The organism is Enterobacter sp. A8 (genome assembly GCF_004296595.1).
Classification (GTDB): domain Bacteria; phylum Pseudomonadota; class Gammaproteobacteria; order Enterobacterales; family Enterobacteriaceae; genus Enterobacter; species Enterobacter cloacae.
Window position 1 is genome coordinate 14,879 of the sequence record NZ_SCMF01000001.1, and the last position, 22,494, is coordinate 37,372.

General features: G+C 52.9%; 25 protein-coding genes and 1 pseudogene. 12 read left to right on the plus strand and 14 right to left on the minus strand.

The genetic code is table 11. The features are described 5' to 3' along the window. Positions 1–29: 29 nt before the first annotated feature. Both EQV24_RS00080 and EQV24_RS00085 read left to right on the plus strand, forming a co-directional pair. Entirely contained in the window at positions 30–377 is a 348-nt protein-coding gene (locus EQV24_RS00080) for a DUF1304 domain-containing protein (protein ID WP_130625990.1), read from the plus strand. A gap of 71 nt (positions 378–448) precedes the next feature. Continuing rightward, the gene (locus EQV24_RS00085) at positions 449–694 is read left to right on the plus strand and encodes a YmjA family protein (RefSeq protein ID WP_013097073.1); all 246 of its coding nucleotides are present in this window, start codon (positions 449–451) and stop codon (positions 692–694) included. Here EQV24_RS00085 and EQV24_RS00090 read toward each other — a convergent pair. Beyond that, positions 672–2,198 carry an EAL domain-containing protein gene (locus tag EQV24_RS00090; protein ID WP_130625991.1) on the minus strand — a complete coding sequence of 509 codons (1,527 nt, stop codon included), beginning with the start codon at positions 2,196–2,198 and terminating at the stop codon, positions 672–674. The genes EQV24_RS00085 and EQV24_RS00090 overlap by 23 nt on opposite strands. 259 nt (positions 2,199–2,457) lie before the next feature. Between EQV24_RS00090 and EQV24_RS00095 the strand changes: the two genes are divergently transcribed. Both EQV24_RS00095 and EQV24_RS00100 read left to right on the plus strand, forming a co-directional pair. Beyond that, complete coding sequence (locus EQV24_RS00095) at positions 2,458–3,930, plus strand: sensor domain-containing diguanylate cyclase (protein WP_013097071.1); 1,473 nt, start codon at positions 2,458–2,460, stop codon at positions 3,928–3,930. A 279-nt stretch (positions 3,931–4,209) separates the two neighbouring features. Then, positions 4,210–4,458: a GlsB/YeaQ/YmgE family stress response membrane protein gene (locus tag EQV24_RS00100; RefSeq protein WP_008500746.1), complete on the plus strand. Its 249-nt coding sequence runs from the start codon at positions 4,210–4,212 to the stop codon at positions 4,456–4,458. Positions 4,459–4,587: 129 nt separating this feature from the next. On the opposite strand, the gene EQV24_RS00110 is transcribed toward EQV24_RS00100, so the two are convergent. Then, complete coding sequence (locus tag EQV24_RS00110; RefSeq protein WP_014883431.1) at positions 4,588–4,686, minus strand: YoaK family small membrane protein; 99 nt, start codon at positions 4,684–4,686, stop codon at positions 4,588–4,590. A 45-nt stretch (positions 4,687–4,731) separates the two neighbouring features. Beyond that, complete coding sequence (locus EQV24_RS00115; RefSeq protein ID WP_130625992.1) at positions 4,732–5,760, minus strand: sensor domain-containing diguanylate cyclase; 1,029 nt, start codon at positions 5,758–5,760, stop codon at positions 4,732–4,734. A 307-nt stretch (positions 5,761–6,067) separates the two neighbouring features. Here EQV24_RS00115 and EQV24_RS00120 point away from each other — a divergent pair. Further along, positions 6,068–6,322, plus strand: a pseudogene (locus tag EQV24_RS00120) (DUF333 domain-containing protein). A gap of 80 nt (positions 6,323–6,402) precedes the next feature. Then, entirely contained in the window at positions 6,403–6,708 is a 306-nt protein-coding gene (locus EQV24_RS00125; protein ID WP_013097068.1) for a hypothetical protein, read from the plus strand. Here EQV24_RS00125 and EQV24_RS00130 read toward each other — a convergent pair whose 3' ends face one another. Continuing rightward, positions 6,709–7,053 carry a DUF488 domain-containing protein gene (locus EQV24_RS00130; protein ID WP_130626400.1) on the minus strand — a complete coding sequence of 115 codons (345 nt, stop codon included), beginning with the start codon at positions 7,051–7,053 and terminating at the stop codon, positions 6,709–6,711. It lies immediately after the preceding gene. A gap of 101 nt (positions 7,054–7,154) precedes the next feature. On the opposite strand from EQV24_RS00130, the gene EQV24_RS00135 reads away from it, so the two are divergent. Further along, entirely contained in the window at positions 7,155–7,862 is a 708-nt protein-coding gene (locus EQV24_RS00135; RefSeq protein WP_130625993.1) for a CTP synthase, read from the plus strand. Between the two features lie 33 nt (positions 7,863–7,895). Here the strand turns inward: EQV24_RS00135 and EQV24_RS00140 are convergent, their stop codons facing one another. After that, positions 7,896–9,071: a CynX/NimT family MFS transporter gene (locus tag EQV24_RS00140; RefSeq protein WP_013097065.1), complete on the minus strand. Its 1,176-nt coding sequence runs from the start codon at positions 9,069–9,071 to the stop codon at positions 7,896–7,898. Positions 9,072–9,170: 99 nt separating this feature from the next. Here EQV24_RS00140 and EQV24_RS00145 point away from each other — a divergent pair, with 99 nt between their 5' ends. Further along, positions 9,171–9,962 carry a helix-turn-helix transcriptional regulator gene (locus EQV24_RS00145; RefSeq protein WP_038419134.1) on the plus strand — a complete coding sequence of 264 codons (792 nt, stop codon included), beginning with the start codon at positions 9,171–9,173 and terminating at the stop codon, positions 9,960–9,962. Here EQV24_RS00145 and EQV24_RS00150 read toward each other — a convergent pair. Next, entirely contained in the window at positions 9,946–10,392 is a 447-nt protein-coding gene (locus EQV24_RS00150; protein WP_008500737.1) for a DUF441 domain-containing protein, read from the minus strand. The two genes, EQV24_RS00145 and EQV24_RS00150, sit on opposite strands and share 17 nt — an antisense overlap. A gap of 145 nt (positions 10,393–10,537) precedes the next feature. Between EQV24_RS00150 and yoaI the strand changes: the two genes are divergently transcribed. Then, entirely contained in the window at positions 10,538–10,642 is a 105-nt protein-coding gene (gene yoaI / locus EQV24_RS23745; protein WP_020690334.1) for a small membrane protein YoaI, read from the plus strand. Positions 10,643–10,663: 21 nt separating this feature from the next. On the opposite strand, the gene EQV24_RS00155 is transcribed toward yoaI, so the two are convergent. From EQV24_RS00155 to yeaG, 3 genes are all read right to left on the minus strand, one after another. Next, positions 10,664–11,164 carry a YbaK/prolyl-tRNA synthetase associated domain-containing protein gene (locus tag EQV24_RS00155; protein WP_038419135.1) on the minus strand — a complete coding sequence of 167 codons (501 nt, stop codon included), beginning with the start codon at positions 11,162–11,164 and terminating at the stop codon, positions 10,664–10,666. Positions 11,165–11,278: 114 nt separating this feature from the next. Then, positions 11,279–12,562, minus strand: coding sequence for a YeaH/YhbH family protein (locus EQV24_RS00160; RefSeq protein WP_013097061.1), 1,284 nt, complete (start codon positions 12,560–12,562; stop codon positions 11,279–11,281). Positions 12,563–12,636: 74 nt separating this feature from the next. Then, the gene (yeaG, locus tag EQV24_RS00165; protein ID WP_013097060.1) at positions 12,637–14,571 is read right to left on the minus strand and encodes a protein kinase YeaG; all 1,935 of its coding nucleotides are present in this window, start codon (positions 14,569–14,571) and stop codon (positions 12,637–12,639) included. Between the two features lie 431 nt (positions 14,572–15,002). Between yeaG and EQV24_RS00170 the strand changes: the two genes are divergently transcribed. Next, positions 15,003–15,749, plus strand: a complete 747-nt coding sequence (locus EQV24_RS00170; RefSeq protein WP_013097055.1) for a MipA/OmpV family protein — start codon at positions 15,003–15,005, stop codon at positions 15,747–15,749. Between the two features lie 91 nt (positions 15,750–15,840). Here the strand turns inward: EQV24_RS00170 and EQV24_RS00175 are convergent, their stop codons facing one another. Further along, complete coding sequence (locus EQV24_RS00175; protein WP_013097054.1) at positions 15,841–16,725, minus strand: D-hexose-6-phosphate mutarotase; 885 nt, start codon at positions 16,723–16,725, stop codon at positions 15,841–15,843. Between the two features lie 72 nt (positions 16,726–16,797). Then, complete coding sequence (gene gapA, locus EQV24_RS00180) at positions 16,798–17,793, minus strand: glyceraldehyde-3-phosphate dehydrogenase (RefSeq protein ID WP_013097053.1); 996 nt, start codon at positions 17,791–17,793, stop codon at positions 16,798–16,800. Positions 17,794–18,134: 341 nt separating this feature from the next. On the opposite strand from gapA, the gene msrB reads away from it, so the two are divergent. Both msrB and EQV24_RS00190 read left to right on the plus strand, forming a co-directional pair. Next, the gene (gene msrB / locus EQV24_RS00185; protein ID WP_013097052.1) at positions 18,135–18,548 is read left to right on the plus strand and encodes a peptide-methionine (R)-S-oxide reductase MsrB; all 414 of its coding nucleotides are present in this window, start codon (positions 18,135–18,137) and stop codon (positions 18,546–18,548) included. 41 nt (positions 18,549–18,589) lie between these two features. After that, complete coding sequence (locus EQV24_RS00190) at positions 18,590–18,868, plus strand: YeaC family protein (protein WP_020690335.1); 279 nt, start codon at positions 18,590–18,592, stop codon at positions 18,866–18,868. Between the two features lie 495 nt (positions 18,869–19,363). Here the strand turns inward: EQV24_RS00190 and EQV24_RS00195 are convergent, their stop codons facing one another. From EQV24_RS00195 to ansA, 3 genes are all read right to left on the minus strand, one after another. Beyond that, complete coding sequence (locus tag EQV24_RS00195; RefSeq protein WP_130625994.1) at positions 19,364–20,620, minus strand: glycoside hydrolase family 18 protein; 1,257 nt, start codon at positions 20,618–20,620, stop codon at positions 19,364–19,366. A gap of 171 nt (positions 20,621–20,791) precedes the next feature. Next, complete coding sequence (gene pncA / locus EQV24_RS00200) at positions 20,792–21,433, minus strand: bifunctional nicotinamidase/pyrazinamidase (protein WP_130625995.1); 642 nt, start codon at positions 21,431–21,433, stop codon at positions 20,792–20,794. Between the two features lie 9 nt (positions 21,434–21,442). Then, the gene (ansA, locus tag EQV24_RS00205) at positions 21,443–22,459 is read right to left on the minus strand and encodes an asparaginase (RefSeq protein ID WP_013097048.1); all 1,017 of its coding nucleotides are present in this window, start codon (positions 22,457–22,459) and stop codon (positions 21,443–21,445) included. Positions 22,460–22,494 lie beyond the last annotated feature (35 nt).

A 22,494-nucleotide genomic window follows, 5' to 3' on the forward strand; every position in this document is an offset into this window, starting at 1 on the left:
TTTTGCCACTGACTGTGTGAGACAGCCTCATGTTAGCCACTGTACTTATCGTTATTGTTGCGTTAATCCATCTCTATATTCTGGTGCTGGAGATGTTCCTGTGGAACACCAAAACCGGGCAAAAGGCTTTCAATCTCACGCCCGATTTTGCGCGAGACACCCGCGTACTTGCTGCGAATCAGGGGCTGTATAACGGTTTTCTGGCGGCGGGTCTGCTCTGGGGACTCTGGCTCGGAGAGCGCGGTGTCCCTGTGACCGTCTTTTTCCTGAGCTGCGTGCTACTTGCCGGAATTTTTGGCGCAGCGACTGCCAGCCGAAAAATCCTCTATGTTCAGGCTATGCCGGCTCTCGCTGCCTTACTTGCGCTGCTTATCTAATACTTTGGTCAACGTAATGCGTCCGCTATACTCGGTGCATCACCCGCTAAATGACAGACGAGAGACTGTTTATGAACAACGATATTCCGCTTAAATATTATGACATCGTCGACGAGTATTCGACGGAAACCGCTGAGCCAGTCAGTGAGTCAGAGCATGACGCGCTGGCGTACTATTTCCAGCTGCTGCTGACGCGGTTAACGAACAACGAGGAAATCAGCGAGGAAGCCCAGCAGGAAATGGCCAGTGAGGCGGGGATCCGCACGGTACGCATCGATGATATTGCGAATTTCCTTAATCAGTGGGGGAACGAGTAGCCCGCAAGGGCATTCTCATCGTAAGTTTCTTCGCCAGTTCACTGCGTGTCAGTGATTTTGAAAAGTACCACCCCTGGATCAGAGCGTCAGGATACCTGTCCGCAATAAAATGATACTGGGTTTCACTTTCCACCCCTTCGAAAACGAGCGTTTTGTTGAGCCTGGCAAGCGCATCGCAAAAAATAGCAAAAATATTCTGCTTATAATGTTCATTGATACCGTCCACCAGCGACTTATCGATTTTGATTTCGTCATATTCCAGCAGAGAGAGTCGGTCCAGGTTTGAGTTTTTCACGCCGAAATCGTCTATCGATATTCTCACCCCAAGTTTTTTTAGCTCCAGACAAAATCCTTCCAGAATATCCGCACTGGATACCGCTTTTTCTGAAAGTTCCACTTTTATCAAAGACAGGGGGATGTGATTAAATGCACATTCACGACGTAACGTCTGGATAAACTGTCCATCTTCTATCTCCGTTCGCCCAACGTTCAGCGAAATCATCAGCTGATGTTTAATGGCAAGCGGTGCGATCTCAGACAGCGATTTTTCAATAATATTAATATAATACTGTCGGTACAGCCCAATTTTCTTAATTAAAGGAATAAACAGTTCCGGGGAGACATCGGTGCGATGATAATCGCGCCATCTCGACAGCACTTCTACCCCGACAATGCTTTTATCCTGGATACGTATAATCGGCTGGTAGTTAACGCTGATAGAATTGTTTTTTACCGCCTTAACCAGCGTTCGCTCCAGTGAGAAGCGATCTTCGTAAATGCGCATGAAAAACAACGAGATTGCGGTCCAGATAAAACACAGAATAGTCGTCAGAAGAATAAACACCACAATGGGGAGCGAAGCCAGGCCCGCGTCGTAATGCTTCACCGTAACGCATATGTCCCATCGCGTGCTGCACTGCGTCAGGGTCAGGGTAAAAAGCGCTGAATCTGGCCAGTGGTGTTTTATGATATCTGGCTTAACCGAGAAAAATGTCCGGTCGAAATCTTTCGTCGTGGTACTCAGCGCATAGTTTGCCGTAACCGGCGTGAATTTATCGTAGGCATAACGCGAGGTGAAAATAATTACATTATTATAGATTGCCGCGTTGCCAGTGAAAAAATCTTTTCTCGAAAACTGCGCTAACAGAAAGCCTCTTGGTGTTTTATGGAGTTCTGTCGGTAGAGGGACTGGAGTGGCGAGCTTACCCCAAAAGGCAGTACAGACGACTTGCCCATTTTCAACAAAACCGATATCGGAAAAATAGGGGCTGTCGAGTTTTAGCTTTCTGTAGCGATCAAGGCTGATTTGATCGCAGCCTCGGGTTGTTACCTCTTTAAGGGCCAGCGCGATGCTTTCGGATAATCCTTCGGAATAGTGCAAAAGCGTCTGGGCGATCTCACGCTGTTTATCCTTCTGCTGGCTGATGATAACCGCGTTCACCGCATACAGAGACAGAATGACCAGAATCGTTGATACGATAGCAACGGCAATGATTTTTTTCATTTTCCGGTTATCCTGTCAGCTCCCTGATGGGGTGAATCTTAACACAGCCGGGGCAGGGTACAAGCCTGGTACTCACGGGGGAGAACGGCAGGTGCCAGGGATCTCCGTAATAACCCTGACGCAAATTTTCGTGAAGCAAAATAATAACCGCTTCTTATTGTGCGCTTAAGTGCAATTTATTTTCCTCTTATCCTGACCTTTGTTACAGTGACACGAGTTGTCAGCCAGGGATGTCAGGCGTGATAAGGTGGAAAAGCTCGTGCATGTGAAAAATACTTTTTACACAACAACCATTACTGTCATCATTGTCTCGTTGATCATCTCGTTGTCGCTTGCGGTCCAAATTACCACGTCCAGACAGCAGTCAATTCAGCAAATTAATACCGGCGTTGCTAACCTGAGCCATACCCTGGATGTTTATACTGAGGGGATCATGCGTCAAAGCGAAATGCTGATCACCACCATTTCAGACATGATCGACATTTATGGTATGACCCCGGAACAGGCGACCAATATTCAGCGGATAATAGAAAATCAGGATAATCTTCTTAGCCAGATTAACAATGTGGTTATTTACGATGTCAATGGTGACATCTTTACGGCATTGTACGGACGTTTTTCCGGGCCGCGAAAAGGGGCTGACAGATCGTTTTTTATCTATCACAAGGAAAATAAAAGTCAGCAGATTTTTATTGGCCAGCCGGTCGTGAGCAGAACGAACGGGAAATGGGTGATTACGATCAGTCGACGGCTTGAAACGCAGACCGGAGACTTTAACGGCGTTGTCGTGGTGACGCTTGGAATCGAAAATTTTCTGGCACTGTACGGGCAGATTAATATTGGCCATGCTGGTGTCATTGGCCTCACGACACAATCCGGCGTGTTGCTGGTTCGCTATCCGTTTAAAAATAACTACATTGGCGCGATTGTTTCAGACTCACCCCTGTTCAGAGAATACCTGAAGGTACAAAATTCCGGGATTGCCAGCTCGGTTTCGCGGTTTGATAAAGTCGAACGCATTTTCGCTTTTGAGAAAAACAAACGTTACGGATTGGTTACCACCGTTGCAGTGAGTAAAGAAGAAGCACTTGCAGCCTGGCGTAAGCAGGCCATTCAGCTCGCCGTACTCATTCTTATTTTTACCGTGGCGCTTATCGTCGCGTCTTATTTTCTCTATTCGGATCTGTCCAGAAAAACCAGAGATAACAAAGAGCTCAAGATAATAGCCTCTGAAGATGCGCTGACGGGGCTTTTCAACCGCCGCACGTTTGATGAAAAAATTCTGTCTGAAATCGCCGCGTGTGCGGATAACGACACGCCAATTTCTATCCTCATTGTCGATGTCGATTATTTCAAAAAATACAATGATAACTACGGTCACCCAGAAGGAGACCGATGCCTTACCCTACTGGGGAATAGCCTCAGAGAGAGCCTTACCCGCAACAACCAGCTTGTGGCGCGTTATGGCGGCGAAGAGTTTGCGCTGATCCTGCCAGACGCCGATATTCAGGAAGCCATCCGCCTGGCCCAGACGATCATCCGCAATGTATTTTCACTGCATATTGAGCATGCCTTTAGCCCCTTTGGACGGGTAACGGTCAGCGTCGGGGTGTCAACCGCACGTGCCGTTGACATTGCAGGCAGCCAGCAGAACATTATTATTGCGGCTGACCAGGCGCTCTATCAGGCAAAACGCGCAGGACGCAACCGCTATGCCTTTATCGCCGTGTAAGCGGGCAAAAAAATGCCCACTAAAGCGTGGGCAAAAATACTGGAAGCAATGTGAGCAATGTCGTACTGAATACCTGAGCGTTTAACTCAACTATTCAGTGTTGAGAAAGATAATCTTTCTCATCTTAAGTTGCAACCCCACATTTCGTGTGGTGCGGTTTTGGATACTAAATGCGCACTCTCTCGCTGTGATACTAATCACAAATTTCCTTTCCCGGATCCTGTGCTATCCTTTTTGTGTCGTTGATTTAATGACAAAAACCATACAGAGAGGAAAGTTATGGGAATTTTATCCTGGATTATCTTTGGGCTTATTGCGGGTATTCTGGCGAAGTGGATCATGCCGGGCAAAGATGGCGGTGGTTTTATCGTTACCGTGATACTGGGTATTGTCGGCGCGGTCGTCGGCGGCTGGATCAGTACGCTGTTCGGGTTTGGCAAAGTTGACGGTTTCAACTTCGGCAGTTTTGCTGTCGCCGTGATCGGCGCGCTGGTTGTTCTGTTTATCTACAGAAAAATCAAAAGCTAAGTTTGATAAGCGTTAAAAAAGGCTGCCAGATGGCGGCCTTTTTACGTTGCGGTGTTACCACCAGCCAAATTGCGTGCCAGCAACGGCGACGATGGCGACGAGCAGCATAATGAGGGTGGTTTTTCTCATTTATGCTCCCGGAGCCGCGTAACCACCGACAAAAAACCATGCTAAAAAAACCACCGCCGTTATAAAAATAACGACCGGGAAGAGGATCCCTATTCTCATGCCATCACCTGTTTTGGTTTTCAGAATGCCGTAGAGTGTACGGGGTTAATCCAAAACGTGAAAGCGCGTTTTGCCTTTACCCTTTTTATCCTGATACATCGCAACATCCGCGACGCGTAATGCGCTGTCCGGATCCATCCCGGCAGGATCAACTTCGACAACTCCCAGGCTTGCACCCGGGTACACAATACTCACACTGCCCAACCCGTATTGGCCGGCAATCCGGTCGAGAAGCCGCGCCCTGAGCAGGTTAATCTGGCCCTCATCAGCCTGATTTTCCGCTTTACTCAGGCAGGCTACCAGGAACTCATCGCCCCCCAGGCGGCCGATAATCTCGTCTTCGGTCTTTCCATCTGACAGACGTTTGCCGACTTCAATGAGGAATTGATCGCCTGCTTCATGCCCGTACTGGTCGTTAATCCGTTTAAAATCATCCAGATCGATAAAAGCGATAATTACGTTGCGTTTAAGGTGGCGGCCTAAAGAAAACAGGGTATTGAGATCTTCAAAGATGGCGCGGCGGTTGGGTAAACCGGTGAGAACGTCGGTAAAGGAATAGGCGATGAGCGCTGCATTCGCTTCTCGAAGTTGAGAAAGCAACGACTCTTTCTGAATATACTGGGCAATCAGCCCGGCAAAGAGTTTTAGCACGTGTTCGCCGCGTTCACTGAGCAGCTTCTTTTCCGTGCTGGTCGCACAGAGCGTGCCGTACAGGGAACCATCCGCCAGGTGAACCGGCACGCTCATGTACGTGGTAATACCGAGCGCTTTTGCGGCATCGCAATCCGCCCAGCGTTCAGGAACCTCGTTACTGAAAATGGTGTCACTGTCCAGCGCACGTTTGCACAATGTATCGCCCCAGGGCACGCTTAGTCCCTCCGGGATCTGCATCTGCTTACTGTTTCGGGCATACAAAATATGCTGAAGACGGGCATTGATATCGACCTTCGTCAGGTAGGTCGACTCCATTTCGGTCACAAGTTCCAGCATCTCCAGCAACTGGCGAACGAGACTTTCAAGGGATTGTTCCGTGGTGAGCGTTTCTGACACTCGGGCCAGGATGATATCTGACATGACGTAGGTTGACTCCCATGCACAAGACGTCTGCATCTGCATGTTATGCTGAAAATTTCGACTTCAGCCATAGTAAAACATGAATGGTGAGAATTTTATATATCCACCAGAAGCAGGCAGGGGAGAAAAAGGCCCCGTTGTTGAGACCGGGGCAAAGACATCTTGATTACGGAATGATGTTCTCTGGTCATAAGGAGAACACGCCTCACTATAGTGTTGAAAAGTGCAGTTAAAATGGAGAAATGATGGAGAAAGCGACGGCGACCCGTTACCCTTATCTTCTGATGATGTAAAAAGGATCAACACGATGAGATTTCTGCTTTTGGCTCTCGCGCTACCCCTGGCGGCCTGTACCACAAAAACGTCTCCACCTGTTGCCCCACCGCCGCCGCATAGGGTGGGGATGGCTAACCCTGCCTCTGTCTATTGTCTGGAAAAAGGGGGAGAGTAGATCCCAATCCAGAGCCCGCAGGGCGTGCGTACGGAGTGTAAATTGCCCGGTGGCGAAGTGATCGATGAATGGGAGCTCTACCGCCGCGATCATCCGCAACCCGCCAGGTGACAGCAGGACAAAGATTGCGATACACTTCTCTTTAGGATTATTCTTAGCCAGTTTCTGGCCACCGTTATCGTGAGAGAAGTATGTTTCAGCTTAAACCGGGCAGCATGGCGTTGATCATTGGTGCCCGCACGGCCTCAGGCCGTCGCAATGTGGGTAAATCCGTTGAGTTGTTTGGCCTTTGCCAGCCCGGCCAGCGCTTTGTTAACCCGGTTAATGGCGTGATGACGCAGCTGCCTGCGACAGCGGATCGCGCGCTCTGGCTGGTAACTGGCGATGTCTACGCCTTTGATAATCAGCACGGTTTTGCGTTTGTGCGCGCCGAACATCTGCTGCCGCTCACGCCGGATGAGGCACCGCAAACCTTCGATGCGCTGACGGCCAGCTAATCACAGATGGCGCAGCCAGTCGGCTAAGACCATTGCGTGATTCTGTTCGGTATTTTTCGCGGCGTAGAGAAGGGTTAAGGTTTGCTGTCTGGCGAGGGTTGCAAGACGCAAACCATCGTCTTTATGCTGCGCCAGCTCTTCCCTATACGCCAGGCTGAAGGCAGCGAAATCAATGGTTTCACTGTGAAAGGCCTTACGTAACCCGTCAGAAGGCGTGAGCGCCTTGCACCATTCATTATGCACAAGGTCTGCTTTTTTCACCCCTCGCGGCCACAGTCTGTCCACCAGCACCCGATAACCATCCTCCGGGGCTGCCTGTTCATAGACGCGCTTGCACTGAATCATCATTTCCCCCTCCCAATTTAAGGTATTGTGATTATTGCAGAAGATCGGTAGTCTGAGGTTCCTTATGTTATCTGATAATACTCTGGCATAAGGAACCTTTCATGGAACACCTCCCGGTTAAAACGACGCTGCGCATTGCGCTGGTTGGCGATTACAATCCCGATGTGATTGCGCACCAGGCGATCCCGTTGGCCATTGATGATGCTGCTGCAGTACTGGATCTCACCGCTGATTACGACTGGCTAGCGACGACGGAGCTGACCAGCCCTGAAGACCTGGTGGGTTACGATGCCATCTGGCTGGTTCCTGCAAGCCCCTACAAAAACACCGAAGCCGCCTTTATCGCTGCACGCTACGCGCGCCAAAACAGCATTCCGTTTCTCGGCACCTGCGGCGGTTTCCAGCATGCATTGATTGAGTATGCGCGTAATGTGCTCGGCTGGAGCGATGCGGCGCACGCCGAAACGGACACCGAAGGCTCAATGGTGATTGCGCCGCTGACCTGCTCGCTGGTGGAAAAAACCGATGCGATTGAACTGCGCAACAACACGCTTATTGCGAAAGCCTACGGCAAGCCGGAAATTGAAGAGGGATATCACTGCAACTACGGCGTATCCCCGGAATTTGCGCAAGAGCTGGAGAGCGGTGATATGCGCGTGACGGGCTGGGACGAGCAGGGGGAAATCCGTGCCGCAGAGCTAGTCACCCATCCGTTCTTCGTGATTACCTTATTCCAGCACGAGCGTGCAGCGCTGGCGGGGCGTCCGGTGGTGTTAGTAGAGGCGATGCTGCGTGCGGCACGAGGATAAATAACAGGCAGACCGTCAGGTCTGCCACTGTTTTTAGCGGGGCGTGATCTCCCGGTCGCGCCCGGCAAGCATGCCGCAGATGGCCATCACCACCGAGGCCAGCGCGCAGGCCAGAAGGGGGATCTGCCAGTCACCGGCGGTATCGTGAATTTTCCCCATCAGCGGAGGCCCGCAGGCGGCTAGCAGATAACCAATCGACTGCGCCATACCGGACAGTGCCGCCGCCTGATGAGCAGAGCTGGCGCGCAGGCCGATGAACGTCAGACCGAGGATCATCGTTGCTCCGGTGCCAAAGCCAAACACCAGCGTCCACACGACTGCCAAATCCGGTGCAAACCAGAAACCGGCCGCACTTACTGCGCACATCAGGGCTACGGCGCCGGCGATCCCGCGTTGATCATTCAGGCGATGCAGGATCAGCGGTACGGCAAGGCCCGGAATGGCCGTGGCCAGCTGTAAGAGCCCGTGCATGGAGCCTGCCTGCGCTTCGCTGTAGCCGTGGCTGAGTAATATCGCGGGTAACCAGCCGATGATGACGTAGTAAATCAGCGAGTTAATGCCGAGAAAGAGCGTCACCTGCCAGGCGAGGGCAGAACGCCATATGGCGCGGTTGTGCAGCGCCCCTGCACCCGTCACCGTAGCGACCTGCTTCTGGCGCCACTGCGGCAGCCAGAGCAGCAGCGCCAGCAGGGGAAAGATCATCAGCATTAGCAGCGCGCCATGCCAGCCTGCGGCTCCCTGGGCGAGAGGAACAATCAGCGCCGAACCGAGCGCCGCCGAAACGCCCATCGTCAGGGAATAGGCCCCGGTAAGGCGGGCAACCTGGCCGGGAAAGTCGCGTTTGATTAAGCCCGGTAATAGCACATTCCCGAGCGCGATACCGCAACCGATCACCGCCGTGCCGGTAAACAGCAGGGCCGCAGAGGGCAGAGAGCGCACGGCAATCCCGGCGCAGATCAGCAGCAGGGCGAGGAACAGGCTGCGCTCCATGCCGATACGCCTAGCTACGCCCGCGGCAAGCGGCGAGACAAGGGCAAACGCTAATAGTGGCAGGGTGGTTAGCAGGCCGGTTTGCGCGGTGGTTAATCCATATTCAAGGCGAATGGTATCGAGCAGCGGCGCTGCGCCGGTAAAGGTGACGCGAAGCGTCGTGGCAATCATCAGAATGCCGGCGATCAGCAGCGCGCCTTTGCGAGTAGCAGTAGTCATTGTTTTCTCATACGTTCAGGCGAGCGCACACAATACCGATTTTCGCCGTGGTTGAAATCAGGCTAAAATGACAGTTTATCGCTAATATCGGACAACCTGATGAACGGTCTGGGACTCGACGGCTACGATCCCGATAGCCAATTCGATGCCGCGGTCGCGTTTCGCATCCGCGTGGTAGCGCAGGAGCAATATATTCCGCTCCATCAGCACCGCAAAGGGCAGCTGATTCTGGCGCTGGGTGGTGCAATCACCTGCGAGGTAGAAAATGCCATGCTGATGGTACCGCCCCAGTATGCCGTGTGGATCCCCGGGCAGATGCCCCACAGCAACAGGGCCACGCCAGGCGCTCAGCTCTGCTTTTTGTTTATTGAACCTGGTGCCGTCAGTCTGCCGGACCGGTGCTGTACCCTGAAAATATCGCCGCTGGTGCGGGAGCTGATTCTGTCGCTGGCGGGAAAAACGCGTGAGCAACTGCCGCTTGCCACCACCTCGCGTCTGGTGGATGTGCTGTTTGATGAACTGCCGCTTCAGCGTCAGGAGCATTTACAGCTGCCCGTTTCCCCTCATCCTAAAATTCGGTTGATGAGCGAAAAGATGGCGGAAGAGCCCGCTGCGTGGCAGACGCTGGCGCAATGGGCGAGCCACTTTGCCATGAGCGAGCGAAACCTGGCGCGGCTGGTGGTCAAAGAGACGGGTTTAAGCTTTCGCCGCTGGCGCCATCAGCTGCAGTTGATTGTGGCGTTGCAGCTGCTGATTGGCGGGAAGTCAGTTCAGCAGGTGGCGCAGTCACTTGGTTATGACTCCACCACCGCCTTTATTACGATGTTTAAAAAGGGGCTGGGGCAAACGCCCGCGCGCTATATTGCCAGCCTGACTACGACTTCCCAATAAACAGCGAAACCAGCCCGGCGGCAATGAGCGGGCCCACCGGAACGCCGCGAAAGAGCGCCACGCCAAGCACCGTTCCCACCAGCAGGCCAGCCACCAGCGAGGGCTGGCTGCTCATCAACGTGACGCCGCGACCACCCAGCCATGACACGAAAATCCCCACCGCGATAGCCACCAGTGATTTCCAGTTAACAAACGAGTGCAGCAGCGTTGAGGCCGGAAGCGTGCCGCTGGCAATGGGGGCCATCACCCCAATGGTCAAAATGATTATCCCGATCGTCAGGCCTTGTTTTTCTATCCACGGGAAAAAAGTGTTTAACGGGGTGACGCGCACAATGATCAACACCAGGATCGAGATGGCGACGGTGGTGTTATGGCTGATAAAGCCGAGTGCAGCGAGTGCCAGTAGAATAAGCAGTGTAGGGTCAAACATGAGGAGTCCTTGCCAGAATAGTAAGCCTGCTTACTTTACGCGGAAAAACGGCTGACGACAGTGTTTTAAAAAAAATAGGGGATTGTCATATCCGTGTCATTTGCAGGGGATAAAACGGCATCAGGCATCGCAAAGGGTCGCTAAGATGAACGATCACATGTTTGTTGAAACGCTGATTATCTCCTCATCGTTTTTCGCTATTGCGGTGATTTTGATCGCATCAGTTCTGTTTCTGGAAAAGAGAGGCTGACAGAGGCGTCAGCCATCACGGTCACGCTTTACGAAACGTCACCAGTTCAGGGCGGGCAATGCGCAGATAATCCCGGGTATCCATGATCACGGATTTTTCCAGCAGACCGGCATTGAACGCGATTTCGTCAAAACGCTCGAACAGGAGCGGGTCGGCGACCAGCGTCAGATCCGGATGGAAGCTAAACGGTGGGATAGCACCAAACACGCAGGCGGTCAGATGATCGACTTCGGCCGGGCTTGCGAGAGAGGCTTTTAAGCCGCCGAAATGGCTGGCAAGCTGGCTCAGGTCGGCCTGCTGGTCTGCGGCCAGGATCGCCAGAACGTGTTTTTTTACGCCGTTTCCCTTCACTTTGCAGACCAGCGCTTTTGCGCCTTGCCCCAGATCGGTTCCGCGGATTTCGCTTACCGCTTCGCATTTTCCTACGGCCTCGTGCTCCATCACGCGAAAGCGCGCACCTTGCTGCGTTAACAGCGAAATGAGTTGCTGGTGGGTAGCCGTACCCTTAACCTCATCAGACATAGTCAGTTTACCTGTTATCTGCCAATACGCAGTTTCCAACAGTAGCACAGATCTTTTTGCGAAGGGGATGGACGAAGGGGAAAGAAAACAGCCAGCGTGTCGCTGGCTGTGGGGTCAGGCATTGCTGGTGGCCGATTGCTTGTGGAACAGCTCCCGGAACACCGGATAGATATCATCCTGGTCACGGATGTGTTGCATGGCGAAATTTTCGAACATCGATTGCAGATGTTCATATTCACGCCACAGCGTCTGGTGAGCACGACGCGTGATTTCGATATAGCTGTAGTAACGCACCACCGGCAAAATTTTCTTCGCCAGAATGTCGTGACACAGCGGCGAATCATCCGCCCAGTTGTCGCCATCCGACGCCTGCGCGGCATAGATGTTCCACTGAGCCGGATCGTAACGCTCTTTCACTACCTCATCCATCAGCTTCAGGGCGCTCGATACGATGGTGCCGCCGGTCTCCTGTGAGTAGAAGAACTCATGTTCATCCACCTCTTTGGCCTGGGTGTGGTGGCGAATATAAACCACTTCCACGTTCTTATAGGTTCTGCTCAGGAACAGATAGAGCAGAATGTAAAAACGCTTCGCCATATCCTTGGTGGCCTGGTCCATTGAACCGGAGACGTCCATCAGACAGAACATGACAGCCTGGCTCGAAGGCTCCGGCCGTTTTTCGTAGTTTTTATAGCGCAGGTCGAAGGTATCAATAAACGGTACCCGCTCAATCTTCGCCCTCAGCTCGGCAATCTCTTTACGCAGGCGCTCTTCTTCCAGCAGTTGCGCTGGTTCTGTGTTTTCTACCACCTTCAGGCTGCTTTCCAGTTCGCGCAGCTCCCGCCGTTTACCGGCCGTCATGGCCGTGCGCCGCGCCAGCGAGTTCTGCAGCGAACGAACGACGCTGATATTGGCCGGTACGCCGTTTGCGGTATAACCCGCGCGATGGGTTTTGTATTCGTTAAGCTGACGGTGCTGGTTCTTTTTCAGATTAGGCAGCGCCAGATCCTCAAAGAGCAGGTCGAGATACTCATCTTTTGAGATCTGAAAGACGAATTCATCCTGACCTTCACCATCCTGGCTGGCCTGTCCTTGACCGCTTCCAGAACCGCCGCCGCCTCCTTGTGGGCGCTCGATTCTGTCGTTCTGAACGAAGTGGTCATTACCTGGGTGTACGCGATGGCGCAGGCCGCCACGCCCCTGATGAAACATCGGTTCGCTGATGTCATCGGTGGGGATGGAGACAGACTCGCCGCTGTCGACGTCGGTTACCGAGCGTTTGTTGATGGCCTCGGAGATCGACTGTTTAATTTGCGCTTTGTAACGGCGCAAGAAGCGCTGGCGATTCACCATGCTCTTGTTTTTGCCGTTCAGACGCCGGTCAATAAACCAGGTCATATACCCCCCGTACTGCATTTGCCAACTTGCATTTTGTCGGCCCGGTGAGCGTTAAACGCTACCGGGCACTTGTTTTAAGACGATTTCCGTACGCGCAGATACCATTCGCACAGCAAACGAACCTGTTTGCGGGTGTAGCCTTTTTCCATCATACGGTCGACAAAATCGTCGTGTTTTTTCTGCTCGTCAGTTGAGGTTTTGGTGTTAAACGAAATGACGGGTAACAGCTCCTCGGTATTAGAGAACATTTTCTTCTCGATGACCGTGCGCAGTTTCTCGTAGCTGGTCCAGTTCGGATTACGACCGTTGTTATGCGCTCTGGCACGCAGTACGAAGTTCACAATCTCGTTACGGAAGTCTTTCGGGTTGCTGATCCCGGCAGGCTTCTCAATTTTTTCCAGCTCCGCGTTCAGGGATTCACGGTCAAACAGCTGTCCGGTATCCGGGTCGCGGTACTCCTGATCCTGGATCCAGAAGTCAGCATAGGTGACGTAACGGTCAAAGATGTTCTGCCCGTATTCTGAATAGGATTCCAGGTAGGCCGTCTGGATCTCTTTGCCAATAAACTCGGCATATTTCGGGATCAGATAACCTTTCAGGAACTCAAGATAACGTTCCGCCTGCTCCTGTGGGAACTGCTCGCGTTCAATCTGCTGCTCCAGCACATAGAACAGATGGACCGGGTTGGCCGCCACTTCCGCATGGTCGAAGTTAAACACGCGGGAGAGGATCTTAAACGCGAAACGCGTGGACAGACCGTTCATGCCCTCGTCGACACCCGCGTAATCGCGGTACTCCTGATACGACTTCGCTTTCGGGTCGGTATCTTTCAGGCTTTCCCCGTCATACACGCGCATTTTGGAGTAGATGCTGGAGTTTTCCGGCTCTTTCAGACGCGACAGGATGGAGAAGCGCGACAGCGTTTCCAGCGTGCCCGGTGCGCATGGGGCATGCATTAGCTCACTGTGGTTAAGCAGTTTTTCGTAAATTTTGATCTCTTCGGAGATCCGCAGGCAATAAGGCACTTTAACGATGTACACACGGTCAAGGAACGCCTCATTGTTTTTGTTATTTCGGAAGGAGACCCACTCGGATTCGTTCGAGTGCGCCAGGATGATGCCGTTGAACGGCAGGGCAGAGATACCTTCCGTCCCGTTGTAGTTCCCCTCCTGGGTGGCCGTCAGCAGTGGATGCAGCACTTTAATGGGTGCTTTAAACATCTCGACGAATTCCATAATGCCCTGGTTTGCCCGGCACAGTGCGCCGGAGTAGCCGTAGGCATCCGGGTCATTCTGGGCGTAATTTTCCAGCTTACGGATATCGACTTTCCCGACCAGCGCCGAGATGTCCTGGTTGTTCTCATCACCCGGTTCCGTTTTGGCGATGGCGATCTGCTCCAGAATGGATGGCCACACTTTCACGACGCGGAATTTGGTGATATCGCCACCAAACTCATGCAGGCGTTTCGCCGCCCACGGCGACATGATGGTGCCGAGATAACGACGCGGAATGCCGTACTCTTTATCCAGAATTTGCGCATCTTCCTGCGGGTTAAACAGGCACAGCGGATGGTCGTTCACCGGGCTGCGTTCACCGTTGGCGCTCAGCACATAGATAGGCACGCGCTGCATCAGCGATTTCAGCCGTTCAGCCAGCGACGATTTACCGCCACCCACCGGGCCGAGTAAATAGAGGATCTGTTTCTTCTCTTCCAGACCCTGAGCAGCATGCTTCAGGTAGGAGACGATTTGCTCGATGGCATCTTCCATGCCATAGAACTCTTCAAACGCCGGGTATCGGGCGACCACCCGATTCGAAAAGAGACGGGAAAGCCGTGGTTCCTGGGCAGTATCAACCATGTTTGGCTCACCAATAGCCATCAATAGCCGTTCTGCCGCGTTGGCATAGGCACTGCGATCTTGCCGACAGATGGTAAGAAACTCCTGCAGTGTGAACTCTTCGTCCTTGGCAGCTTCATAGCGCTGGCGATAGTGATCGAATATATTCATGGCATGCCGTCCTTTCGTTTTTTAGCACAGGATAAGAGCCGTTCGTATGAGTAGTGGAGGCTCCCGGAAGAGAATCTCTCGCACCTCACTGCCAGAGCAGCAACCTGTGTGCCAGGTCAGACGCTAAGAACCGCGGGGCGTGCAGGAAAACTCTTCTTAAATTAAAGCGTAGATGGCATTTGCAAAACTTGCATGCTGATAAAATCTAATTTCAATGACATATCAATAACTCATCCAAAAATATCCATTGCCGTTATATGTCATACGGGCATTTTTCACCCTGCGGTCACAGAAGTGAAAACGGCCTGTCATCTGAAAAATGAAAAATAACGGGTTAATCAAACTGATTAGCAGGCAAAAAATTTGGGGAAGTACGGGTCTGGCGGTTACACTTCTCCCGCTGATTATTTGACTACAGGAAAGAATGGATTGTGACCAAACTCAAACTTCTGGCATTGGGCGTACTCGCCGCGACCGCAGTTAGCACCGCACAGGCGGAAAGCCAGTGGACGGTAGGTGCGGGCGTTGGCGTCATTAACAGCCCGTATAAACAGTATGATCGTGATGTTTATCCCGTTCCGGTTGTCACCTATGAAGGCGATAACTTCTGGTTCCGTGGACTCGGCGGCGGCTACTATCTGTGGAACGATACGGCCGATAAGCTCTCCATTATGGCCTACTACGATCCGACGCACTTCAAACCGGGTGACAGCGACAGCCACGCCCTGCGTCGACTCGACAAGCGTAAGAGCACCATGATGGCGGGTCTCTCTTATGTGCATAACACCGAGTATGGCTTCCTGCGTACCGCGCTGGCGGGAGACACGCTGGATAACAGCAACGGCTTTATCTGGGATCTGGCCTGGCTCTATCGCTACACGAACGGTGCGTTAACGCTGACGCCAGGTATTGGTGTGCAGTACAACAGTGAGAACTACAACGACTACTACTATGGCGTCTCTAAGAATGAGTCCCGTCGTAGCGGTCTGAAGAGTTACAGCGCAGATGATGGCTGGGATCCGTACCTGGAGCTGACCGCGAGCTACAACTTCCTGGGTGACTGGAACGTATACGGTACTGGCCGTTACGAGCGTCTGAGCGACGAAGTGAAAGACAGCCCAATGGTCGACAAGTCCTGGGCGGGTATTTTCTCTGTCGGTGTGACCTACAAGTTCTGATTGTGCATTAAAATAGTGCATGCTTTGCATTATAATGGGGCGCTTGCGCCCCGTTTGCATTGTGCTGGTGCGGTCAAAATAATACCGCGTCTTAGCGCTTCACAATGCGAATAGTCTGCCCTAAGCGAGACGGTTTTTCTTCGCTGGCTTTTTGCGCCGTAGTGACGCAGGCCGTTTCGACGCAGACAAACGTTTTGTAACCGTCATCGGGCACGTCGGCCATGCTCACTGAGAGCGCCGGACCTGGGTTCCAGCCCACCACGTTGCTGTGATGATGGTGAATCACTTCGATGCCACGGTTGAGGGCGCTGTCGTGGATCACGTTGCACGCTTCCGGATGCAGGTAAACGCGGTCGGTACGGTCAGGGAAGGTCTGCACGCCGTCGCTGAGTTTCCCTTCTTTTGCATTGTCCACTTTGTCGATATAGGTATCGCCAAGGCCGCTCACTTTTACCGCGCTGATATCACCCACGTTGAAGTAGGTGTGCAAGGCAGAGGTCGTTTCAAACTCGCCGTGCGCTTCCAGCTCAATCTCGCAGGTTTTACCCAGCTTGAAGCGGGCGTACAGGGTAAACTCGTGCGGCCACAGCGCACGGGTCTCGTCATTGGCCTGAAGCTCAAAGGTCAGCACGGCACCGTTATCATCTTCGTTATGCGCTTTCAGGGTCCACTGCTGGTTGCGGGCAAAACCATGAGAAGGCAGTCCCTGCTGCGCTGACGGGCCAAACCATGGCCAGCAGACAGGCACGCCGCCGCGGATCGCCGCTCCTTTTTTGAAAGAGGTCGCATCGCTCAGCCACAGCACTTCCGTTTCACCTTCCGGTTTCCAGGAGAGCAGGTGGGCGCCGTTCAGCGCAACGGAGGCTTTCACACGCGGGTGGTCAACGACGATAACATCAGCGCCATCAATCTGGCGACGGGAGAGCACAGGGGTAAGTTGTTCGACTACCGGAAGTGCAAAAATTTTATTAATCATTAAGCAATCCTCTGTCTTATAAATAAAAAAGGCGACCGAAGTCGCCTTTTTGGATCAAGCACTCATTCCAGTTTATTTGGAGATGTGAGCGATCAGGTCCAGTACTTTGTTAGAGTAGCCGGTTTCGTTGTCGTACCAGGATACCAGTTTAACGAAGTTGTCGTTCAGTGCGATACCTGCTTTAGCATCGAACACGGAAGTGCATACTTCGCCGTTGAAATCGGTAGATACAACGTCGTCTTCGGTGTAACCCAGAACGCCTTTCATTGGGCCTTCGGAAGCAGCTTTGATTGCTTTCTTGATGTCTTCGTAAGAAGCAGCTTTTTCCAGACGAACGGTCAGGTCAACAACGGATACGTTAGGAGTTGGAACGCGGAACGCCATACCAGTCAGTTTGCCATTCAGTTCTGGCAGTACTTTACCTACCGCTTTAGCAGCACCGGTAGAGGATGGGATGATGTTCTGAGCCGCGCCACGGCCGCCACGCCAGTCTTTGTGAGACGGGCCATCAACGGTTTTCTGAGTAGCGGTGGTCGCGTGAACGGTAGTCATCAGACCTTCGATGATGCCGAAGTTGTCGTTGATAACTTTTGCCAGCGGTGCCAGGCAGTTGGTGGTGCAGGATGCGTTAGAAACGATATCCTGGCCAGCGTAAGTTTCGAAGTTAGCACCACGAACGAACATTGGGGTGTTGTCTTTGGAAGGACCAGTCAGAACAACTTTTTTCGCACCCGCGGTGATGTGTTTACGCGCAGTTTCGTCGGTCAGGAAGATACCGGTTGCTTCAGCAACAACGTCAACACCGATTTCGTTCCATTTCAGGTTAGCTGGGTCTTTCTCAGCAGTAACGCGGATGGTTTTGCCATTAACAACCAGGTGGCCGTCTTTCACTTCAACGGTGCCGTCGAAACGACCGTGAGTTGAGTCGTACTTCAGCATGTACGCCATGTATTCAGCGTCCAGGAGATCGTTGATACCAACGATTTCGATGTCAGAACGTTTCTGAGCAGCACGGAAAACAATACGGCCGATACGGCCAAAACCGTTGATACCTACTTTGATAGTCATATATTCCACCAGCTATTTGTTAGTGAATAAAAGGTTGCCTGTAAAATTACAAAAACCTTACGCAGCGTCAAGCGGAATCGTGTCAATCATTGCGACAAATCAATCCTGTGACTAACGTTTGTGCGACTGACTCGCCTCACTTTCCCTTTGAGCTAGCAACCACATGGGGGCTGCGCCCGGAATTTTAAAGGCCTCGCAGGATAAATATGTGAGCATGATCACAATTGCCTGACCGCCTTTTCGCGACACATAAGTTTAGATCAAAAGTGCACGCAAGGGTGTTAATGTTTTGTTAGAATCCGGGTTAAAAGGTGTCTGTTTCTACAGCGAGATGTAAGCATATGTCGAACCAACGTAACCCTGACGATTTGAAAAAAAACCTCACAGAAATGCAGTTTTACGTGACGCAGAATCACGGCACGGAGCCGCCATTTACCGGGCGTTTACTGCATAACAAACGCGATGGCGTATACCATTGCCTGGTCTGTGACGCCCCCCTGTTCAATTCACAAACGAAATACGATTCTGGCTGCGGCTGGCCGAGCTTTTACGAGCCGGTGAGCGATGACGCGATCCGCTACTTAACTGACTCGTCGCACGGGATGGTGCGTACCGAAATTCGATGTGGCAACTGCGATGCGCACCTGGGGCATGTCTTCCCGGATGGCCCTCAGCCCACGGGCGAGCGTTTCTGCGTAAACTCAGCTTCTCTGAGCTTCAGCGACGATGAAAACGGCGATCAGATTAAAGGTTGAAAAAACGATTCAGCAAATTATTCCTTTGAAAGGGAGAGATCGTGAATATTGATGACATGATTAACGGTATGACGCCGGAAGTTTATCAGCGTCTGGTCACCGCCGTTGAGCTGGGGAAATGGCCTGATGGCGTTGCCTTAACCCCGGAGCAAAAAGAGAACAGTCTGCAGCTGGTCATGCTGTGGCAGGCGCGCAACAACACTGATGCGCAACACATGACAATCGATACCAACGGCCAGATGGTGATGAAGAGCAAGCGTGAACTGAAGGAAGAGTTTGGTATCACACCAAAGCCGATTGCGACGATGAAAATGCAATAACGGTGCGGGTTGATGCCCTTACTCAACCCTCTCCCGGTGGGTTGAGGGATCCCCAGTAATTTTTTTACCGAAAGCGACGAAAGTTGTTTCAGGAAAATGAATGACTTACAGCGACGCCCTGGTCCGGCTGTAAATCGCTGAGGCGTTTCCTGCAGGCCGGGGCGAGGCGCATGGATGCGCCGAGAGGGCGGCTTTACAGGGACGTTACATCCGCCCGTCCCCGATAAGCCGGAAGGAATAAGCCGAAGGCACCGCGAAGCGGCGATTTACCGCCGGGAGCCCGGGTTGCCAGGGTGGTGGCGACTGAGCCACCCTGGCACGTTCACGGGTCATGTTGTTACAGAGCAGCAAGGAACGTAAAGTGAACGGAATTACCTCTACAGCCATATGTTCCCCCTCACCCCAACCCTCTCCCTCAAGGGAGAGGGAGTCCTCCGTGCAGGCATTATTTTGTGGGGAACCCTCAGCCCGGTGGGAGAGGGTTTGATTGCCTCACTACTTATGCGGGATCCCGAGCGACTCCGCCAGCTGCTTCGCTAACTGGTTATTATCATCCGCCCCATACTCCCAGAACATTGCGCCTGCCAGACCTTTCTCTTTGATATAGTCCGCTTTGATAGCGACGGAACGTGGATTCTCATACGAGAGGGCAAACAGATCCTTTCCGTCGGCGCCCTTCACGGAAAGCCACGGCACTTTCGCCTGGTCGTCCCAGTGTTCAGTAAAGCGCTTTTGCGGGTCGTTTAGCAGTTTCTTCACGATATCGTTGTACTTCACGTAGGTATCTTTGGTCAGGTCATAACCGAGTGATCTGAACAACCCGATCTCCTGTGGGCCGAAGTAAGGCTGTGTCACCGGATTGTTTTGCGCATCGGGCTTGCTCCAGTCAATGCCCGGTTCTACAGCTCGTTTTGGCACGCGCCCATAGAAACCAATCCCAAGGTTCATCTGCTGTGGCTTCAGCCCCGCGGCCAGATAATTGTTCACCACAAAATCGACGCTGTATTTATCTGCTGCCGCCACGGTCGGCCAGGCGCTGGAGTCATACAGGTTCGCGTTAAAATACTGAGTGCCGTACGCCATGTCGTAGGTCATCAGGTTGATATAGTCGAGAAGGGGAGCGATGGCTTTCACATCGACCCAGCTTTTCGGACTTTCCGCATTGGCCCCAACCGCAATCGTGACCAGTTTTTTCTGCCCGAAGGCGGCACGCAGCTCTTTCAGCAGGGCGGTGAAATTATCCCGGTCAGCAGGTGTGCTTGCGACCAGTCCCCATGCGCCGTTTACCGGGTACTCCCAGTCAAGGTCGATCCCGTCCAGACCGTATTTCTCAACAATCTCCTGCGCCGAGCGGATAAACACCGCGCGGCTCTCTTTGGTGGCTGCTGCGCCCGAGAAACCACGGGCACCCCAACCGCCGACGGAAAGCAGAACGTTTAAATTCGGGTTTTGTTTACGAAGCTGTGGGATAAGCGCCAGGTCGGACGCCACTTTCGGAGATAACCAGATCTGATGCAGCTTCGCCGGATCTTTCAGTGCGGCGTTGGTTTCGTCTTTTTCGTTATTGTAGATAAGGCCAAACGAATAGTTCAGGTGGGTGATCTGGCGGACATCAAGCGTATTGATATCGCCGCCGGCTCCGGCAGTGACATCACCACCGCCGTTGAAGTAGCCCACGGACATCAGGGGAGCGGCGTAAGCAACTGACGCGCAAAGCAAGGGTAAAGCTGCCAGCAATGGCAAACGTTTCATAGGTGTTCCTCTTTGACAGAATAAAAATAACCACGCCACAGAAAAAGCGTGGCGAAAAAACAGCCTGAAAAGCATAGCATTGCCGCTTCGCTGGTGATGCGAGGGAGTTCACTTTATGGGGATCGGAGTGGAAATGCCGGGAAAGGCGAAGCCGCCCCCCGGCATAAAAGACTACGCCTGCGTCTCCAGCCAGTCTGCCAGCGTATACAGCGTCGCGCCTTCAGCGGCCATATCCATAAACGCCTGCGCGCTGTCCTGCGGTTGAATGTTCACCCCGCGACAGCCGTCGGTGATGACGCTGACCGTATAACCCAACTGGAGCGCGTCCAGCACGGTAAACTTCACGCAGTAATCGGTTGCCAGACCCAGCACAATCAGCTCGGTGATTTCGTGGTGACGTAACCACGCGTCCAGCGCCGTTTTCTGACGATGTCCGTTATCGAAAAAGGCGCTGTAGCTGTCAATAGCCGTGTTTTCGCCTTTATGAAACACCGCGTCGATGGCTTTCTGATTCAGCAGCGGATGCAGCGCGGCGCCTTCCGTTTGCTGCACGCAGTGATCGGGCCAGAAGGTTTGCGCCAGACCGTCGAGCTCACCCTGACTGAAGGGTTCAATGCCGTGCTGGCTGGCAAAACTGCCATGGTTGGCCGGATGCCAGTCCTGGCTTGCGACAACGGCTTCACCGCGCGATTTACACCAGTCAATCAGGGTATTGGCCACGTCGACCGTGCTGTCACCTTCTGCGACGGCCAGTGCGCCGCCCGCGCAGAAATCATTTTGCAAATCGACCAGTAACAGGGCGCGTTGCTTCATGAGGCCTCCTTATTCGTCCGGGGTCAGTTCGCCGCGCAGGTTTTGCATCATGGCGCTGCGAATGGACTGGATGTCCAGATCCTGACTCAGTAAATAATGAAGTTTAGTCAGTGTGGCCTCGACGGTCATATCGAATCCGCTGATCACCCCCGCATGCGCCAGAGCGTTACCGGTGGCATAGCCGCCCATATTGACCTTGCCGGACATACATTGCGTCAGGTTAACCACCACAATCCCGCGCTCGCTCGCTTCCTGCAGCTCTTTCAGGAATTCACTGTTCTGCGGCGCGTTACCCACACCGTAGGAGCGCAAAATCAGCGCTTTTACCGGCTGGCGCAGGAAGTTACGCACCACATCAGCAGAGATGCCCGGATAAATGGTTACCACACCGATCGGCTGCGGGGTGATCGGGTGAACGATCAGCTCGCCTGAGGTGGTCGGCGCAGGCGGCGTGCCCAGACGACGAATATGAATACCCGCTTCCAGCAGCGGTTGCAGGTTTGGTGAGGCGAAGGCGTCAAACCCATCGGCGTGCGCTTTGGTGGTACGGTTGCCACGATACAGACGGTTGTTGAAGAACAGCGAGACCTCGTTAATCGGGTAGTTCGCCGCCACGTAGAGGGAGTTAAGCAGGTTAATCTGTCCATCCGAGCGCAGTTCCGCCAGCGGAATTTGCGAGCCGGTGACAATCACCGGTTTGCTCAGGTTTTCCAGCATGAAGGAGAGCGCCGAGGCGGTAAAGGCCATGGTGTCGGTACCATGCAGGATCACAAAGCCGTCGTACTGGTCGTAATGGGCTTTGATGTCATCCGCGATATGCTGCCAGTCTTCCGGCGTCATATCGGAGGAGTCCATCAGCGGCTCGTACTCGTGGATGGTAAAGTCAGGCATTTCCGGGCGGTGGAATTCCGGCATCAGGGCAAGCTGACGTTGAAGATGACCGGACACAGGAATATAGCCGTTTTCAGAGCGCTGCATCCCGATGGTACCGCCAGTGTAGGCTACATAAATCGATTTCTTCTGCATGGTAGTGATTTCTTGTTCTTCAAAAGAAAAAAATC